Below are 19401 nucleotides of genomic sequence, written 5' to 3'. Positions count from 1 at the left end.
GGACATCATGCGAAAAATTCAAACGTATCTATTACCAATTACATTTTTTTGCATCATTTTCGGTGGCTTCGTCGTGCACGTATTAACTGTGGATCGCCCGCAATCAGAAATGGAAAACCGTGCATTAGCATCTGCCAACATCACGCCTAGTCCACAGGAAATCTTTTCAGGTGATTGGTCCAAACAGGTCGAAACCTATATTTCCGATCAGTTTCCTGCACGTGATACATGGATGCGTAATTACGTTAATTTCCAGCGCCTTGTAGGCAAAACGTATTTAAACGATAAGTACGCAGTAGATGATACAAGCGGCTGGATTATTTCCAAGCCAGCCGCAGCCAAACCGGAAGATGAGCTAGCTTCCTTTGCCTCTGATTTACAGCGTTTAAGCGAGGGGCTAGCAGAAAGAAATATTCCGTTTACCTTTTACTCACTACCCGCAAAGGCAACTTACTCACGTGAGCCTAGTCCAAGCTATATGCCTGAAGATGCGGGGATTGCCAACAATACAAAACTGCACGAATTGGTCACAGCTGCTGGCGTAGACAATGTTCGTCTTTATGATGAAATGCAGGATGATTTTTCTGCGGAGCGCAACTTCTATAAAACCGATCATCACTGGACAATCCGTGGTGCGTACTCTGGTTATGAGGCACTTATTCACACACTAAGCGAACGACTTGGCGAAACGATAGCACCCATTCCATATGATGAAGAGAAGACATTTTGTTTACCAAATCAATTCGCTGGCTCATGGAATAAAATTCTGTATATGACCGTCGATAATGATGAACAAATCTGTTACAACGAGCCAGACTCATTCGCATCACAATTTACAATTTACGACGGTACGATTGAAGATGGCGTCACTGCACCGTATGAAGCAGTGTACGGTCGCGCCAAACAAATGAGTGCCGATACAGTCGTGAACTACGCCGAAGCTTACAGCCGTGACTTTGCCGAGCTCACAATCGTCAATAAAAACTATGACAGCGATAAGCACCTCGTCGTCATTAAAGATTCATACTTTAACACCATCCAATTTCATGTAGCCAGTCACTTTAAAACTTTAACCATTTTAGACTTACGTTATTTAGAGAAAGATATCATTCCTTATCTGCAAAGCATGCAACCGGACTATGTTATTCTTGCCTACAATGATCGTAATTTAAAATTAATGCCGGAGTAAAAAGTAGCACAAGGGGTATCAGCGATTTGCTTGGGTTTATCGGCGATTCCCGAGGTTCTACCCGCGATTCTTGGGGTTCTATCAGCGATTCGCTCGGGTTTATCGGCGATTCTCACAGGTTTACCCGCGATTTCTTCCGGGTTGTGGCGTTTCGCTCAGCTTTGATGGCGATTCACATTGCGTTAGTGGCGTTTTCCACTGGCTTGGTGGCGTTTCGCACGAATTTAGTGGCGATTCTAGTGTCTACCAGCGATTCACTCGGGTTTATCGGCGATTTCCACGAGTCTATCGGCGATTCCCGAGGTTCTATCGGCGTTTCGCACGAGTCTATCGGCGATTCCCGAGGTTCTATCGGCGTTTCGCACGAGTCTATCGGCGATTCCCGAGGTTCTATCGGCGTTTCGCATAGGTTTACCCGCGATTTCTTCCGGGTTGTGGCGTTTCGCACGGGTTTGATGGCGTTTCGCCCAAGTTTTGTGGCGATTCACACTGTGTTAGTGGCGTTTTCCACTGGCTTGGTGGCGTTTCGCACGAATTTAGTGGCGATTCCAAGGGGTTTATCAGCGATTCCAGAGGTTCTACCCGCGATTCGCACGGGTCTACCCGCGATTCTCGGGGTTCTATCAGCGATTCGCTCGGATTTATCGGCGATTCTCTCAGGTTTACCCGCGATTTCTTCCGGGTTGTGGCGTTTCGCACAAGTTTTGTGGCGATTCACACTGTGTTAGTGGCGTTTTCCACTGGCTTGGTGGCGTTTCGCACGAATTTAGTGGCGATTCTAGTGTCTACCAGCGATTCATTCGGGTTTATCGGCGATTTCCACGAGTCTATCGGCGATTCCCGAGGTTCTATCGGCGTTTCGCACGAGTCTATCAGCGATTCCCGAGGTTCTATCGGCGTTTCGCACGAATTTACTGGCGATTCTAGTGTCTACCAGCGTTTCACTCGGGTTTATCGGCGATTCGCACGAGTCTATCGGCGATTCCCGAGGTTCTATCAGCGTTTCACTCGGGTTTATCGGCGATTCGCTCAGGTCTACCCGCGATTCGCTCAGGTCTACCCGCGATTCGCACGGGTCTACCCGCGATTCTCGGGGTTCTATCAGCGATTCGCTCGGATTTATCGGCGATTCTCTCAGGTTTACCCGCGATTCATCCTAATCTACCCGCGAATCGCGGCACACTACCAACTACAAAAAAGCAGTGATTTCTACTATAGAAATCACTGCTTTTAACGTTTCTTCAGCTTGCCAACAACATATTGGCTAAATGGTAGGAATGACAACAGCTTTGTCAGTCCGATACACACAACAAGCGTCCATAGCAGAAGCAGTGGAACACGCGTTATGGTGCTGTCAAAATGCGTCACGAACCAACTTGTAGATAGGCGTAGCACTTCCCAATGGATAAGGTAAATCATAAAGGCATATTGACTTATGAGACGAACGACCTTCGTCGATGGCAGCAACTGTCCCCAGGCGATTACACAAAGTACAATGCTTACCACAAGCGGCACTAAATCAAGTCGTCTTGAATGCACTTCTGTGTAGCCAAGTTGTACACGAATATATACGAACACCATAGATAGCAACACAAATATTATAGTTGCACCGCGGTATTTCTTTGCTAACTCCGCAATCTGTTCATAATAAACACCGAGTGCATAAGCCACAGCAAAATAGCCAAGCCAGCCTGTAAATAGTAAACGAATTACCATCACATTGTCCTCAAAAATAGGATATGGTAACTGAATGACCGCATGATGCACAAGTGTAATTAACACACTAATAGGTAAAAACCAAGCGATCGACCACTTAAACCGCTTCATCAGCGCTATAATCACATATAGTTGCATAATGACGACGACAAACCAGCCGACAAACTCACCAGACACTACGTTATGATAGTACTTGTCCCACAGCAAACCTTTTCGATAAATCGACTCGACTAATAACGCATCTAAAAAAGCCCATACTAAAAAAGGCACAAAAATATATTGAAGACGACTCGACCAAAAATTACTCGGTAGTCGCTCACGATAACGATTCGACAATATTAAAATGGATAGCACGATAAACGTCGGTGTTGCATAGCAAAGTGCAATGCGTAAAAACAAGTAAAACTGCTGCTCCGGCTCTGCCCCAACCTCCATAATAATCCACGATGATGTATGCAATAGTAAAATAGATAGGCATGCCACCACACGTAGTAAATCCCATTCTTTTATCACTACAACATTCTCCTAATACTTTCTCTCTTTTAAGCATGTCATAGTTTGTCGATGTTTGCAATGGTGATACTTGTAATCTACTTAATTAGCAAACAGCAATGGCTTTCGTTTACAATAGCCAATATGTAAAATTTGGCGTATATTGAAATCGATTCGTGATAAAGATAGAAGAAAGCTTCTAGCTATAAGAGGGGTATAAAATGTATAAAATATTAATCGTTGAAGATGACATGGATATCGCGCAAACATTAAAAAACCAACTTGCTAAATACGGCTATCAAGGTACTATTGTGCACGACTTTGATAAAGTGCTCGAGGCGTTTCAAGCACTTCAACCGCACCTCGTTTTAATGGACATTAACCTCCCTGCCTTTGATGGCTACTATTGGTCGCGGAAAATTAGGCAAGTTTCGAACTGTCCCATTATGATTTTGTCTGCTCGGATGAGCGATGCCGATCAAGTGTATGGGATTGAAAACGGTGCGGATGACTTTATTACAAAGCCTTTCTCGCTCGAAGTGGTGTTAGCCAAAATCAATGGACAAATTCGTCGCACATATGGTGAATATGCGATGGATGCACCAGCTCGTATCATTCAAAAAGGCAATACAACGTTAAACATCGATACGGTCCGATTAAGCACTACCGACAAGGAAGAACTATTAACGGTCAAAGAGCTACGACTTTGTACAATACTTTTTGAAGCCTACCCGAATGTCGTGACGAGACAGCAGCTGCTCAGTGCCATTTGGGATGATGAAACATTTGTTGAAGAAAATACGCTTACCGTCAATATTGTAAGGCTACGCAAAAAATTAGAAGCCATTCAATCGTCATTAGAAATTACGACAATTCGTGGCATCGGCTATCAATTATCGGAGAAATCGATATGAAGCTATTTTTACAAGACCATTTAAGCATTATCGTTCTCTATCTCTTGACGTTTATATGCTTTCCTATCGCAATGCAAGTGCTTGATGGCTTTGACAACCATTACGGTTATTTTGTATTTTTAGCGACTGTATTGTTAATGCTCGTATTGTCTGTGCGTTATGTACGCCGCAAAAAAATGTATGCACATATCGATAAAAATAATTTACAGGTTATTTACCGTCCACTTGCTCCGTACGAAAAAGCATATGCCCAGCAATTGCAAACGGTACAAAACTTACTGCTAGCCCAAGAAGAGCAGCACAAGCAGTTTTCACAGGAGCAGCAAGTGCTCATTTCACACTCTGTACATCAAATGAAAACGCCCCTTTCCGTAATCCAACTTCTAATACAGTCCAACCAAGGGAAAGATGCGTCTTTACTCGTTGAATGGCAAAAAGTGAAAACCCAATGTGACAAGTTAAATTTTTCGTTAAATCAACTGCTGACATACAGCCGCTCGACGAATTTATTGGCCGATTTAAAGATAGAGCCTATACAGCTAAAGCGTGTTGTGCAGGAAGTAATTAATGATTTAAAAGATTACTTTATTGAAGCAGAGCTATTTCCAAAATGCACAATCCAAGATGACGTGTTGCTCTACTCCGATCGCAAATGGCTAAAGGTCGTTATTTATCAGCTATTAAGTAACGCTGTTAAATATGGTGAACGTCATTCTGCGGTCCATATCCTTTATGAAAATGGACATTTACGAATTACAAATAACGGCGACACCATTCCAGAAAATGAAATGGCACGCATATTTGACTTGTATTACACAGGCTCTAAAGGGCGTATGAAAGGAGAGTCCACTGGTATCGGACTGTATTTAGTGAAACGCATTCTAACAACTTTAGATCATCCATTCCAGTTACAATCAGCAAATAATGCTACAACTATTACTATCGATTTCACAAACAGTATAAAAAAAGCGATATGACAATTTTGTCATACTGCTGTCATGTATAGCGATATATGCAAATCACGAAAGTATCTATACTTAACGTACAACAGATACACAAGGAGTGACGAATACATGTCAAACACAATTTTACATGTCCAACAGCTGCATAAGGAGTATGCTGGAGAAGTTGTCTATAAAGCCTTGAAGGGCATCGATTTTCAATTAGCTGACAATGAATTTGTTGCTGTGATGGGTCCTTCCGGTAGTGGCAAAACAACATTGCTTAACTGCATTTCGACCATTGATCGTCCAACTAGTGGCGTCATAACAATCAATGCTAAAAATCCATACGAACTGAATGACGACGAACTAGCAAAGTTTCGTCGCAATGAGCTAGGCTTCGTATTTCAAGACTTTAACCTTGTTCACACATTAACAGTTGAAGAAAATATTTTATTACCACTAGCATTAGACTCCGTTGCTATAAAAGATATGCACAAACGTTTAGCTACTGTTGCTCAATTTTTGGGTATAGAAGGGATTTTAAAGAAACGGACATTTGAAATTTCAGGTGGGCAAAAACAACGGGTGGCCATTGCCAGGGCTGTTATTCATGAGCCAAGCTTATTGCTAGCGGATGAGCCGACAGGGAACTTGGATTCCAAAGCGGTCAATGATGTGATGTCATTAGTTGCATCCATCCATCATAATTTGCAAACAGCTATTTTAATGGTGACCCACGATGCTTATGTCGCTAGCTTTGCCCAGCGTGTTGTATTTATTAAGGACGGTGCTCTCTATAACGAAGTACGTCGAGGCAAAAATAAACAGCAATTTTACCAAGAAATTATGGACACACTTGCGTTCTTAGGTGGTGGACAGCATGAAATTTAATGATATCGTTGTGCAAAACATTTTACGTGATAAATGGACGTATATTTCTTATTTTTTAAGTAGCGTCTTTTCCATTTTAGTATTCTTCCTATTTGCTATTACAGCATTTCATCCAATGCTAGCTGCGATTGATAAAAATAGTACGCTAGGCATTACGATGATGTTCGCGAGTTTCTTTATTTATATTTTCTCATTTGTCTTTATCGTTTACTCGATTTTTGCGTTTTTAAAAAAGAAAACTAAGACGCTCGGCACGTTTATGATTACCGGTGCATCCATGAAGCAAATTCGCACAATGATTTTCAGAGAAAATATGCTGATTGGTGGTGCTGCTATTGTTACAGCCATCACATTAGGGCTTATTATTTCACCGTTATTTTTAATGATTGCAAAACGTGTACTGCAAGCAGATGAATTTGGGATGTATGTGCCATTAGCAGCCATGTCGTTAACCGTCGTGCTCTTTTGCATGTTGTTTGTAATCGTCTCTAAATTTATTACTCGCTTTATTAATCGAGAAGAAGCAATTCAACTATTAAAAGCAGATGTGACAACCGAAAAAATAATTGCCTCCTCACCTGTGAAATTGGTGCTCTCAATAATCGTAAGTAGTGTTTTAGTCATTGCGATAAAATTACAATTTACTTGGGTTGAATCATTAGGCATGATTTATTATATAGCCTTAATCGTTAGCTTACTGTTCACGATTTACTTCATTATTACACAAGGCATGCTATGGGCTATTCGCATAAAGGAACACCGCCCTTCCTATTATAGAAAAACCAATATGCTTGTTGTTTCTAACTTAAAGGCAAAGGGTCGTTCCAATGCGCACTTAATCTATTTACTGACGATTTTACTGCTCGGTGTATTTTTATGTACAAGTGTCCTCTACAGCTCTTACTACAATGTGAAAGAGAAAACGGAAAGCTTGTACCCTTATAGTTTTCAATATACTTCCCTTCCGGGGAATACACTCGCACAAGAACGACAAGATATTAGCTATATCCAATCGGCTTTAGCTAAAGCAGGTCCGTACGATGCTTATTATTCGGCATTCAAAACAGATGAACAACGACGAATTGCGTTTATGTCTGTTAGCAATTATAATGCACTCGCTTTTCATGAAAATATTACATTAAAAGATAATGAATATTACGTGGCTGCTGGCCATCAAGGCGTACGTCCTGCGATCGACCTTATCCATGACTACGCAGTACCGAAGCTGCAATTTGCGGGCTTACAAGAACAAAATATTTTACTAACCGGGTTTCAAAATGTTTATTATATCGTGCCCGATGCCATTTACGAGAAGCTTGATTTCCCAGTCTACAAAGTGTTTGCTTTTGAACTTCAAGATTGGACAAACAACATTGATGTTGCCCACGACATATTAGCTAACATTAACTCTAATCAAGATACACATTTGATCGGCTCAAAAATTGATTTATACGCTACAGAGAAGTTTGTAAAAAGTATCATGTTCTTTATCGGCTTTATGCTTAGTTTGATCTTTTTAAGTGCAGCAATGAGCATTTTATACTTTTACTTACAAACATCACTTGAAGGTGAAAAAGTAAAATATGCAGGCATTCGCAAAATCGGCCTTTCTATGCGAGAAGTAAGTGCTGTCGTCACAAAAGAATTGGCCATGCTCGTTTTTATCCCTTTTACATTAGCAAGCATCCTACTCGTGTGCGTTATGTTGGCCATGCGCGATGTGATTTCATCGACCTTTTATGAAATGACCGCTATCGGCATAAGCATTTTTTTACTATTATTTATAGCAAGCTTCTTCATGATCCGTCGAAGCTATTTGAAGAAATTATTAGACGTGCAATAAGTGTGCCTGTCACCTTTGGCTCAAGACACAAAAACACTCAAACCATAAGAGGCTTGAGTGCTTTTGTGTGTGTGAAACGATGTAAGTTATTAAAATACGATCGACATAGAATTTATTTTCCATGTAGAGTAATACATTAAAAATTCGTTATTATTAGCGCAATGTTCCACATTGGCATAATTCGCTATCTTTGAATGAACCCGGATTTTTCTTGTTTTATTATCACGACATTGCGTCACGAAATCCCGTTTCATATCCGATGACCATTGTGTATCATGTTCGACCAATACATCAAACAAGACAACATCATAGGAGGATATTCGAAACGCTTCATAAAAGTCCTCAATTTGGAAATTCCCTATTGCTTCTCTTAATTTTTCTTTAAGAGCAATAATCGTGCGATCTGTATAGACTTCAACCTCATTTGTAAAAACATCAACAGACCAATATTCGTTTAAAAACAACATAGTGTAAAACAAAATCACCCGTTCCCCCGCATCCTTCTGTATAACGGTTAACGCACCTTCAATCTCGCTAAATTGCTTAACAGTTGCTAATGCGGCCTTAACATCACTGTTAGTTTCAAACAATTCATTCGCTATTAATAAAGCCTTACGAAATGCAGAATCTTTCTTGCCACCATTACTATTTACCATCATATTTTCCATATCTGTAAAAGTGACAACATGAATGTCTACCATTCCGGAAAGAGCTTTAAAAACAGGTTCATATAACTCATTAAAACGAGTGTCAATCATTCCTATTTGTCTTCCTGAACCAGCACACTCTTTTAATATGATTTCGGGTACTACAATTAAATCAATTCCCTTGACCATGCGTTGCATTACAGACACATGATAAGCAGAACTTTGCCTTGCCGCTTTTGCTACGTTTGTCCAAACATTTGTATCAAGCATAGCTAATGTTAAATCTGGTAAATTGGGTAACCCCTTTTTTACATAGGGTGTGATTGTTCCTTCATAAATGGCGCTTATTGAATCCATTTAAATCTTCACTCCTTCTCTTTATCTCGGAGCCCTCCTAAATGATTCATATGCGAGTAATACGTGGTATTAATGCTCTGATAATCACTGGCTCGTAAATTTTCTTTCACAACTGGATCATTCAATAGTTCACTTAAACTAGCAAATTGCACACTTCTACTAGGCGTTAGGATAGAATTGTCAAAATCGCTAGGCAAATGGTTGCGGTAATCATAATCAATGATGTCTACTGCTTCATCGAGTGTTATTAACCCATCCTGAGCTAACTTAATAACAAGACATTTATAAGGTAATTTAAAGGTTTGGATTAAACGGATTACTTGATTTTCAAGTTTATCGCCAGCGTATGTTTCCCTTACTTCCGCAAATATAGCCTTTAATACCGAACTGTTAATCAATAATTCTGACGCAAATAAATTCGCAATTCTTTCATTTTCATTTGGTGAACTACCATCAGCAAATGTACGTATATGTGATGCTTTAATTTTATCTGCTTCAAAATGAAAATGGTAAAATTCGTGTGCCCAAATAAAGTTTTCATATGTCTTTGGTTGATTCGTATTAATATGAATAAAATAACGACCATTTTTATAAGTAACTAAACCGCCGTATTGTAAATCATCACTCGGAAACATAATTAAATTGGCATTTCGAGCTAAAAAATTTTTAATTGCTTCGATAGGTGAATATCGAAAAGCTATTCCAATTTCTTGCGTTTTATCGACATATACTTGGACCTGTTGTAAGTAATCTTTGTTGGTTTCTATTATTTCAATAACGTTTTCTTTATTAATCATATTTTCACTTCCTTAAGATTATTTGAAACATTATTAAAACTATGATTCATATAAAAATATTAAGATATATATTGTTACAATATTCGACACAATCTATTTTATGCATTTAATAGATAAATAATTCACCTTAAATATATTTAATTTTTTTGCCATCATATTATAAAAGAATAAAATATCTAATTAACCTAGTTCCTTAGCCGTTTTTACTGTATGAATTATATTAATGATGTCATCTAAAATAGTCATAGTTTCTTTAAATGCTTCACTGTCGGTTCCATTAAAACTTGCTGCTGAAAAATTCTTAATAGAGTCTGCTTCTAATTCTTCCAAGGTTCTTGGTAATTGAATATTTTCATTGTAAAAATAAAACGGATCTTGGATACGGAATAATTTATTTAATTTTGGAATACTTTTATTTATATCTCCCTCTCCTTTTAATAAATTATAAAATGTAGCTTTCGGTATTCCGCTTCGTTCATAGACCCATTTTTGAGATTTACCAACAGCCTCAATATAATTTTTTACATTTCTCGCGACAATTGCGTTAATATCTCCTTCGCCTATCTTATAGTTACTCAAAATTTCATCCCTCCATTTAATAAGTATAGAGAGTAACTACCAACAAGTAAAGTAACGAGTACAGATTCTTGTACCAAATAGTCGTTTTTTAATTATTTTATAATTATTAATTTAAACATGTATATTTAAAGGTATAAAAACATATACTTATAAGTTGTACCTCTTTTTATAGAAAGAATGACCTTTGAAAATAAAAACCAGCATGCTTTCAGCTATAAATAACTGAAAGCATGCTGGTTGTTTTTTAGTTCACCATTTTCAACGCTGTTTTATTACTATAAATCGTTTCTACCCATTCCGGGTGGTCGATAAATGGATTGCGGTTGCCTTGGATTTCGTAAATTCTTTCGTTTCTTCGTTTTTCAAAGTCATCTACAGGATCTTGTTGATGCCATTGTAAAAGAACCGACAGTTTCCCGTGGTAAGGATTTGTACCATTGTTGACTTTGTCATTTAATTCAAGGTCCACTTTATCGCCTGCTTCATAACGAGTTGCCATATAAAATAAGATACGAGCGACATCACCTTTTACATTATTAGGCGGCTCGAATGAATCGGAGTCTTTTTTGCAACCGTTACAGCCAGCGACTGGGCTACCACCATTGTCAAAGTCTAAATTCCCTCTTGAGCTATTCACAGAGACATCCGTTGGGCGTAAATGATGAATATCTGTTCCTGGCCCTTTGCTCGTCCCAAAATTACCATGTGATTTTGCCCACGTATGCTCTCGGTTCCAGTTCCCTACATTGCCACCGTTATTTGTTTTCGGGCTTGATTTACCAGAGTAAAATAACAGTACATTATTGACATTATTCGGGTCTTCATCCGTATATCTTAATGCATCCCATGCATCGTCATATGACAGTACTTTTTGATTGGAAATAATATCGTGTAGCGCCTTTTTTAATGCTAGCCCTTCTTTGTCGTATGCAGCTGCATAGTAGTCATTGTTAGCCGTTACGCTAACACTAAAGTTAGTCGTAACACTTTTCTTACCATCAGATGCCGTCACACCTACAATATGACTACCCGCTTCTAAATTAAGCGTTAATAGATTGCCATTGATTGACCCTTTTGTCGCTGTAAATGTCAGTTTGTCATTATCAGGATCAGCGAAATGTTCCGTTAAATCAATTGTAATTGCTGTGCCTACAGCTACTGTCTGGTTTGAAATAGGTTTTTTTACGACTGGTTGCTTGTTTTCAAAAGGTACAATGATGTCCCCTTTGGAATTCGTGAATTTTATGTTCTCTAACGTTGCACCTTTCGTTAGTTCAATCAATTTAAAGTCGATATTGTCCGCGCCTCGAATTTCGCTAACATTTTTACCTTCAATTGTGATCTTTTTAAAAATGTTGCCTTTTAAATCTACAATGGAACCTGGATGATTTGGTGTAATAATGACATCTGTGTTTTTAAAGCCTTCACCGTGTAACTCTACATACTTCCCTTTAAGATGTACGCCTTTTGTAATATAGGAATTCGCATCTAAATGCAATGCCACACTAGGTTTTGTAATGTTTAATATGTTTTTCTTAAAGTTCTCATAGTAATAAGTGATTTCAGGTACAATCGGCTCCACAGTTGAACCTTTTTTCAAGTCCACTTGCACCATAACAGGATCATGGTCACTTGCACGGCCTGCCATATCTGTAAAGTCCGCATTAATATGAAGAATATCAATCAATGTTTTGTCTTTCAGGTTATTAGACACTAAAATATGGTCTAATACTTGTGAATTCCCTTGATATAAATATGTGTAACGATCCGCGTCTTCGGCTTTATTAATCATATTTGTCATTAATTCGCCTTCATGAATTTTAAGCGGTGCAGCAAATTGATAGTCGTTAAAATCACCTAATGATACAACGTTGGCATCTGGATTTTTTGTTTTAATATCTTTTACAAAGCCATAAACAATATTGGCGATTTTTTGACGTTGCACTTCACTTTTATATTGCGGTGGTTGAATGGCACCGAATAATGGCGTGTCGCCTGATTTAGAATTCCAGTGGTTAGCAATAACGATGACATCTTCACCTTGGAATTCAAATTGTGCAGCTAACGGTTTTCTACTATTATTAAAAGCTTCATTTGTCGGGTCAATGCGACCTGGATTTAACGTTAATTGACCGTCTTGATAACCAACAGCAGTCGTTGCATCTCCTGCTGGGCTACCTTCCTTCAAGTTCACTCTTGCTGGATTGTAAAGGAAACCAACACGAATATTTGCGTTAGGTGCACCACCGTCTGCATTATTCACCGGGTCAATATTGACAAACTTATATTCAACACCACTTGCCGCTTTAATAGCATCAATTAAACGTTGATAACTTTGGTCTGCCTTTGAATCACCAGCAGATTCACCGTTATTATCTTGAACTTCTGTTACCCCAACAATGTCTGGCGTTTGCATATCAACAGCAATTGCTCGCGCTAATTTACGCGCCTTGTCATCAGAAGTAGATGATTTATTATTAGAGAAGTTTTCTAAGTTATACGATGCAATTGTTACTTTATCTTCTGCTTTAACAATTTTTGTTGTCTCAGGTGTTGCCGCACCTTTTACATGTGCTTGCTTCATCTGATCTAATGGCACATAAATTTTAAAGTTTTGATAAGAGTAGCCAACGATACCTGTAATCGGTCCATTGAATTTATCACCTGTTGCGACTTCAAAATCACGAGCTGTTCCGTTCGGTTCTAATCTAAATTGGATACGATTCGGGTTTGTTTTCCCTTCTTCATATAACACGCCACCATGAAGGGTGTTTGTTGGTTCACTTTCCAGAACCGTTACTAAATCGCCATGTTCTTGTGGACCGACAGCTTTAACATTGCCCACTTCCACGCGCATGCCTTCAATACTTTCCCAGAAATCGATGGCATCAATTGTTGGGTTGAAAACTTGCAAATTGTCACTGTCAATTTGGCTAAATGACATTTTTAATTTATCAATTTGAATGGCTTTTGGTAAGGCTACACTACTTTTTAGCACTTCGACTTTGCCACCTTGGTCATTGCGTACATTGATTTGCGTTGTTTTTAAATCGGTTTGGTTGGCATCACTATAGCCATCGTACGCATATTCATCAACTTTACCTTTGACCGATACTAAATTCCCTACTTGAATTGGCCAAGCATTTTTCCCGCTATAAAGTAAAATACCTTCCGATGTATTCGGATTATTATCCGCTAATTCATCAGGCGTTTGAATCGTATAATAATAACTACCATTTAAAGAAAATGAATACGTTACGATACCTTCAATGCCCTCAATCGTTTTACCGGCATATGGAGAAGCATGCCCTTCCCCTTGAATATCATGGATTTGCAATGCATCGGTAATGTTATAGTCATAGGTCATCACTTCACTAAACGTACCATCACTAGCTTTCACAACTGTTTTTAATGTAGTATTTGCCGTAATGTCAATTGGCGCTGTGTATTTCGTACCTGCTACAGTTGGATCGGTACCATCTACTGTGTAATAGATTTCACCATTTGCTGTAGATGTCGATAAAGTAACAGTCGTTTTACCAACGAATGTTCCACTACCAGGAGATGCGATTGCTGGTTTTAATGCTTTACTATCTACGACAATATCGTTAACAGAACGCGGAATCACTTGGTAATCATTATCAAACTGTTGGACAATGCCCGTAATCGATTCATAGGTTGTACCTGCTGTTAAACCAAGCGTAGCAGTTTCATCACGCACTAAGAAAGTGTTACCATCACTCGCGGTGAAGTTTGCCCAGCCGCTTCCTGTTTGAGCGTTCGTCAACGTCACATTTTTTACGGTAACGAGTTGCGATTCATTTGCTTCCTCGACCTCTGCACCTGTTACGACTTTCGCAGTGGGTGCACCAACACCCGCCACTTTATCGATGATTTGGGCTGCGTCTAATTGCAGTAATCCTCGATAATCCGCTAATTTACCTTTAAGCGTTACTTCGTCGCCAATGTCCACATTAAGGCTAGATGGACGTACGGCAATACCACCTGTGCCATCCTGCACTGAAATCGTATTTTTCAGCTTCCCTGCTACGATACCTTTGATTGTTACGGTTGTACCGTTCGCTTCTGTTCTTGCATTAGCGATCGATAACACATCTGCTTGTCCACTAACTGTGTAACTATATGTTTGGACATCGCTATTTTCTAGTCCTTCTGCTACTGCAATTGCTTTTAGCGTGGTTGTTCTATCTATAATAATTGGTTGTGAATAAATCGCACTTTCCACTGTCGGCTCCGTACCATCTGTTGTGTAATAAATCGTTGCCCCAGCAGTTGCAGAAGATAAGGTAATCGCAGTACCTGCCGAAACAGTTCCTGATGGTGTAGAAGCTGTTACTGCACCTACCTTTGTAATAGGCCCTACTTCTCCGCCATCCATTGAGTGACTGCCTAAATGATCAAATGTATCGATTGGATATTGCTGCCATTCTACTGAAGGATCAAATACATCACTTGGATTGTTGTCACCTAACGTAACCGCACTTTTTCTAACCAATGTTTTATCAACAGTGGATACACCATTTACATCCCATGCTTTCCCTGGATCAAAGCCTACTTGACCAAAGGAATCAATTACTTCTTCGCCCTTTTTCAAGACAATCGCATCATTGCCATTGAACGAAGTAACCGCAGATGCAAATCCACCTTTCTCTTTGATTGCTGCCACGGCACTAGCATTATAGATAATAACTGTCTCATTATGTGCTAAAGTTCCGCTTAACGTCTGTTTGTTTGTAGGAGACGTCCCACCGTTTGTATAAAGTTCAAGTCTATATTGGCTTAAATCAATCGTTGAACCTGTTCCATTATAAAGTTCTATTGCCTTATTATTACTCGACCCTTCAATATATTCAGAGATAATCAAATCAGCTGCTGGTCCGGCAGCGATAGCTTGAGCAGGCATTACTGGAATCGATACACTAGCAACTAAAGTTGATGCTAGTAAAGCATTAAAAGACTTGTTCCATTTCTTTTTTGGCATTGTCGTTTAGCTCCTCTTTAAGTATTTGCTTAAATCAAGACCAACTTCTTAATGAAGGAAGTCTACTATCTCCCTATCTCGACTTTCGGTTTGAACTTACACCGCAAGCGGCTTTTTTCACATACTCCGTACCATCAATACTAGTAAAACGCTTTTTCTACAGTACATATATATGAAACCATAATAGTGTTAATACACTATTTACGTAATGTAAATTATACTATTTATAGAAATCTATTACCAAATGAATATAGTGGATGCAAGGCTATGGAAAGCAATTTGAGCGAAAAGGACGAAAGTGTTTTCCGCCCTGGCGGGGCTTTCCGCTCAGCACAGTAAGCCATAAGCCTCGCTGGCGCGAGGCTTGTGGCTTACATTTTTTGTATTGTGAACAGGAATCACCCCACCCTCATTCGTAGCTACGGCTGCAACGGCAACATTAGTAGCATCTGCGATCGTACCAGTGGCATCTGCAGCAGGCTTCACAGATGTAGCAGGAAACGACCACGAAGTAGCAATCAATGCATTAGCTGATGCAGGTATCATCAACGGATACGCTGACGGCTCATTCAAACCAAACCAAACAATTAACCGCGGTCAAGTGGTTAAATTATTAGGTCGTTATTTAGAAGCTGAAGGCCAAGAAATTCCAGCTGACTGGAATACAAAACAACGCTTCAACGATCTACCAACTTCTGCTGAAGCTGAATTAGTGAAATATGCAGCACTTGCAAAAGATGCTGGCGTATTTAACGGTTCAAACGGCAACTTAAACGCTACACAAACTATGCAACGTCAACAAATGGCAGTAGTTTTAGTACGTGCTATTAAAGAAATCGCTGGCGTAGACCTAGTTGCTGACTACAAAAAAGCTGGTTTCGTAACTGAAATTTCTGACTTAGAAAAAGCTTACTCTGCTGAACAACGCTCTGCGATCGTTGCTTTAGAATACGCTGGTATCACGAACGTATCTAACTTCAACCCAGGTAACAGCGTAACTCGCGGACAATTCGCTTCATTCTTATACCGTACAATCGAAAACGTAATCAACGCTCCAGTTGCTGGTGTTGTAGGAATTAAAGCAATCAACGCTACAACTGTTGAAGTAACATTCGACGAAGAAGTTGAAAACGTACAAGCTTTACACTTCTTAATCTCTGATCTTGAAGTGAAAAATGCTGCTGTTAAACAATCTAACAAAAAAGTGGTTGTATTAACGACTGCTGCTCAAACAGCTGACAAAGAGTACACTGTATCTCTTGGCGAAGACAAAATCGGTACATTCAAAGGGATTGCTGCGGTTGTACCTACGAAAGTGGATATCGTTGAAAAATCAGTGCAAGGTAAACTTGGTCAACAAGTAACTGTGAAAGCACAAGTAACTGTAGTTGAAGGTCAATCCAAAGCTGGTGTCCCAGTGACATTCTTCATCCCAGGTTCTACTAATGGCGTGAAAACGCCAGTAACAGTGGAAGCTGTAACAGATGAAAACGGTGTTGCATCTTACACGTACACTCGATACGCTGCAACGAATGATACTGTAACGGTATACGCCAACGGTGATCGTTCTAAATTCTCAACTGGTTATGTATTCTGGGGTGTTGACACGATTCTAACAATTACTGAAGTAACTGAAGGTTCAACTATTAACAACGGTGCAAATAAAACTTATAAAGTAACTTACAAACATCCAGAAACAGGTAGACCAGTATCAGGTAAAGTATTAAACGTTTCTGTAAAAGAAAACATTGACGTCACTGTTGATAAACTACAAAACGTTACAGTTAATGGTGTTGCGGTAGTTCAAACGAGCGAAAACAACACTAGAGCTGCACAAATTACAACAGACTCTAAAGGTGAAGCTACATTCACGGTTTCAGGTTCTAATGCGCAAGTAACGCCAGTAGTATTTGAAGCAACTCCAGTAACAGTAAATAATGCAAATGGTACAGTTACAACAACTGGATACACTCAAAAATACACTGCTGATACATTACAAGCATCTGCTGGAAAAGTGACCTTCGGTGCTATTCAAGCAGCATACACACTTGAATTAACGCGTGATGGTGGCGAAGTTGCGGCAACTGGTGTTGAAAATGGCCGTAAATATAAATTAGTTGTGAAAAACAAAGATGGAAAAGCAGCAGCTAATGAAATCGTTAACGTTGCATTTAACGAAAACATTGACGGCGTAATCTCTACAGTCACTTCTGCTAAATTTGTAAAAGTAGAAAACGGTAAACAAGTTTATGATGCTGACAAAATTACTGTTACAACAGACTCTAAAGGTGAAGCAAGCTTTATCATCGCAAGTAATACTGAAAACTCTTACGCTACACCAATTGCTTGGATTGACATCAATGACCAAACAGGCAAAAATGCTAACCTAGATAAAGGTGAACCATCTGCAGTTGGACAAATGTCATACTTCCAAGCACCATATGTAGATGGGTCTAAACTAGTATCGTCCAAAAAAGGTACTGCTACTGAAACGGACAAATTCGTTGGTGGAGATATAGCTATATTTAAAGTACAACTTACAAACCAAAGCGGTAAAGTAATGCCAAACTCTGGTTATTCAATTAGCCATGTTTCTTACACTGTTCATAACACTGGTGCAAATAATGTAAAAGTTGGAGAGGTAGAAATCGCACCAAACCGTGTATATACAGTCTCTACGCCGCCAAATGGTGAAATTGAAGTGACTACAGTAAACAGTCAAACTTCTTCTGTAAAAGTTATTGCGACAGGTGTAGCGAAACAAAATAACGGCAACAAAGAATTTGCATTTACTGCTAAAGAAGCAACAGCAACATTCACGAACGCAGATGAAATTACAAACCCATATACAGGCATTCTTGATCTTACATCCATCAATAAAAAGGATAAAGAAATTAAATTTGCTGGAAAATCTAAAGCTGTAGCATATGCTGGCGAATCAGGTAAAGCTTATAAATACTTTACTATCGGTAACAGTAGAATCGCTAACGCTGATGCTTTCATCGCTTTACTAGAAGAATATAGAAATGCAGGTAAATCCGTACGTGCTACTTATGAAGTAAAAGAAGATGAAGTAACATTTACTATTATCAGTGTAAACGATGGCACTGGCACAACCCCTGCTTCAATAGTAGAAAGAGTCAACAACGCAACTACAGTTGAGCAAGTTCGAACAGCTATTCAAGGTTTAGCTAATTATGCTAAATTAACAGATGAAAATAAAACGAAAGCTGCAAATGATATCTTTATTTTTGTAAGCACTGGTCAAGCATTCACAACTCCTGCGTCATTAAATCTACTTCTTGAGACTTACTTTATTGTTGATGTAAATGCAACATACACTGCTGCTACAATTAAAGCGGATGGTGAAAAAGCAGTTGGTATTTATACAGATAATACTGTCGATAACCTATTAAAAATTGAATCTGCTGCAGGTGAAACTGCTTACAATGACTTTAAAATCGTATTTGAGACAAATACTACAGTAGGGACTTCTGTTACAACTGCATATAATAGGACTCAAAAAATTTTAACAGTAAAATTACCTGTTTCTTCATATGACACTGTAACAGGTGCTGCGACAATTGATAAAACAAATGCAACATTTGAAAACATTAAAACTAAAATTGAAGAATTCAACAATGGCGCATTAAGCGTAACACTTACAGGTTTTACTGGTGATGCTTCAAAATTAGTTGGTCAAACAATCACTTTAACTGGTGCAACGCCAGCAACTGAAGCTGTACCAGGAAAATTAGTATTAACATTCTCTGAAGCTATTGCTACAGCCCCTACTGCATTAACATTTAATAATGCTTCAACTTTAGGAACTGGTGCTACGTTTGCTTTATCTGAAGACAAGAAAACAGTTACAATTACTCTTGGTACTAATGCTAATATCTTAGCTGGTACTACTATTACTGGATTAACTGGTATTGAAGCTGTTGTAAAAACTCAAACATTTAAGACTCCAATTACTATTACTGGTATTTCTCAATAAACCGAAACATTACTTGATAAACTAGCTTGG

12 protein-coding genes are annotated in these 19401 nt (G+C 39.0%); 7 read left to right on the top strand and 5 right to left on the bottom strand.

Annotation, left to right across the window (positions count from 1 at the left end):
• The first annotated feature begins 7 nt into the window (after positions 1-7).
• Both ACKVEV_RS19965 and ACKVEV_RS19960 read left to right on the top strand, forming a co-directional pair.
• Complete coding sequence (locus ACKVEV_RS19965) at positions 8-1189, top strand: DHHW family protein (protein ID WP_409367949.1); 1182 nt, start codon at positions 8-10, stop codon at positions 1187-1189.
• A 26-nt stretch (positions 1190-1215) separates the two neighbouring features.
• On the top strand, positions 1216-1917 hold the full coding sequence (locus ACKVEV_RS19960; protein WP_409367948.1) for a hypothetical protein: 702 nt from the start codon (positions 1216-1218) through the stop codon (positions 1915-1917).
• 502 nt (positions 1918-2419) lie between these two features.
• Here the strand turns inward: ACKVEV_RS19960 and ACKVEV_RS19955 are convergent.
• Positions 2420-3418 (bottom strand): acyltransferase family protein, encoded by a 999-nt coding sequence (locus ACKVEV_RS19955; RefSeq protein WP_409367947.1) that lies wholly within the window; start codon positions 3416-3418, stop codon positions 2420-2422.
• Between the two features lie 200 nt (positions 3419-3618).
• Between ACKVEV_RS19955 and ACKVEV_RS19950 the strand changes: the two genes are divergently transcribed.
• The 4 genes from ACKVEV_RS19950 (at position 3619) to ACKVEV_RS19935 (ending at position 7989) form a co-directional block, all read left to right on the top strand.
• Positions 3619-4311 carry a response regulator transcription factor gene (locus tag ACKVEV_RS19950; protein ID WP_409367946.1) on the top strand — a complete coding sequence of 231 codons (693 nt, stop codon included), beginning with the start codon at positions 3619-3621 and terminating at the stop codon, positions 4309-4311.
• Positions 4308-5288 carry a sensor histidine kinase gene (locus ACKVEV_RS19945; protein WP_409367945.1) on the top strand — a complete coding sequence of 327 codons (981 nt, stop codon included), beginning with the start codon at positions 4308-4310 and terminating at the stop codon, positions 5286-5288. The genes ACKVEV_RS19950 and ACKVEV_RS19945 overlap by 4 nt, the downstream gene beginning before the upstream one ends.
• 96 nt (positions 5289-5384) lie before the next feature.
• Positions 5385-6146 (top strand): ABC transporter ATP-binding protein, encoded by a 762-nt coding sequence (locus tag ACKVEV_RS19940; RefSeq protein WP_409367944.1) that lies wholly within the window; start codon positions 5385-5387, stop codon positions 6144-6146.
• Positions 6136-7989 (top strand): FtsX-like permease family protein, encoded by a 1854-nt coding sequence (locus tag ACKVEV_RS19935; RefSeq protein ID WP_409367943.1) that lies wholly within the window; start codon positions 6136-6138, stop codon positions 7987-7989. The genes ACKVEV_RS19940 and ACKVEV_RS19935 overlap by 11 nt, the downstream gene beginning before the upstream one ends.
• A gap of 89 nt (positions 7990-8078) precedes the next feature.
• Here the strand turns inward: ACKVEV_RS19935 and ACKVEV_RS19930 are convergent, their stop codons facing one another.
• The 4 genes from ACKVEV_RS19930 to ACKVEV_RS19915 form a co-directional block, all read right to left on the bottom strand.
• Positions 8079-8993 (bottom strand): hypothetical protein, encoded by a 915-nt coding sequence (locus tag ACKVEV_RS19930; RefSeq protein ID WP_409367941.1) that lies wholly within the window; start codon positions 8991-8993, stop codon positions 8079-8081.
• 8 nt (positions 8994-9001) lie between these two features.
• Positions 9002-9790, bottom strand: a complete 789-nt coding sequence (locus ACKVEV_RS19925; RefSeq protein ID WP_409367940.1) for an ImmA/IrrE family metallo-endopeptidase — start codon at positions 9788-9790, stop codon at positions 9002-9004.
• Positions 9791-9970: 180 nt separating this feature from the next.
• Positions 9971-10369, bottom strand: a complete 399-nt coding sequence (locus ACKVEV_RS19920) for a hypothetical protein (RefSeq protein ID WP_409367939.1) — start codon at positions 10367-10369, stop codon at positions 9971-9973.
• 244 nt (positions 10370-10613) lie between these two features.
• Positions 10614-15371, bottom strand: a complete 4758-nt coding sequence (locus tag ACKVEV_RS19915; RefSeq protein WP_409367938.1) for an endonuclease — start codon at positions 15369-15371, stop codon at positions 10614-10616.
• Between the two features lie 463 nt (positions 15372-15834).
• On the opposite strand from ACKVEV_RS19915, the gene ACKVEV_RS19910 reads away from it, so the two are divergent.
• Positions 15835-19371: an S-layer homology domain-containing protein gene (locus ACKVEV_RS19910; protein WP_409367937.1), complete on the top strand. Its 3537-nt coding sequence runs from the start codon at positions 15835-15837 to the stop codon at positions 19369-19371.
• Positions 19372-19401 lie beyond the last annotated feature (30 nt).

Origin of the sequence: Lysinibacillus sp. 38-6, from assembly GCF_046245175.1 — a bacterium.
Taxonomy (GTDB): domain Bacteria; phylum Bacillota; class Bacilli; order Bacillales_A; family Planococcaceae; genus Lysinibacillus.
This window is presented reverse-complemented; position numbering and strand designations above follow the sequence as displayed.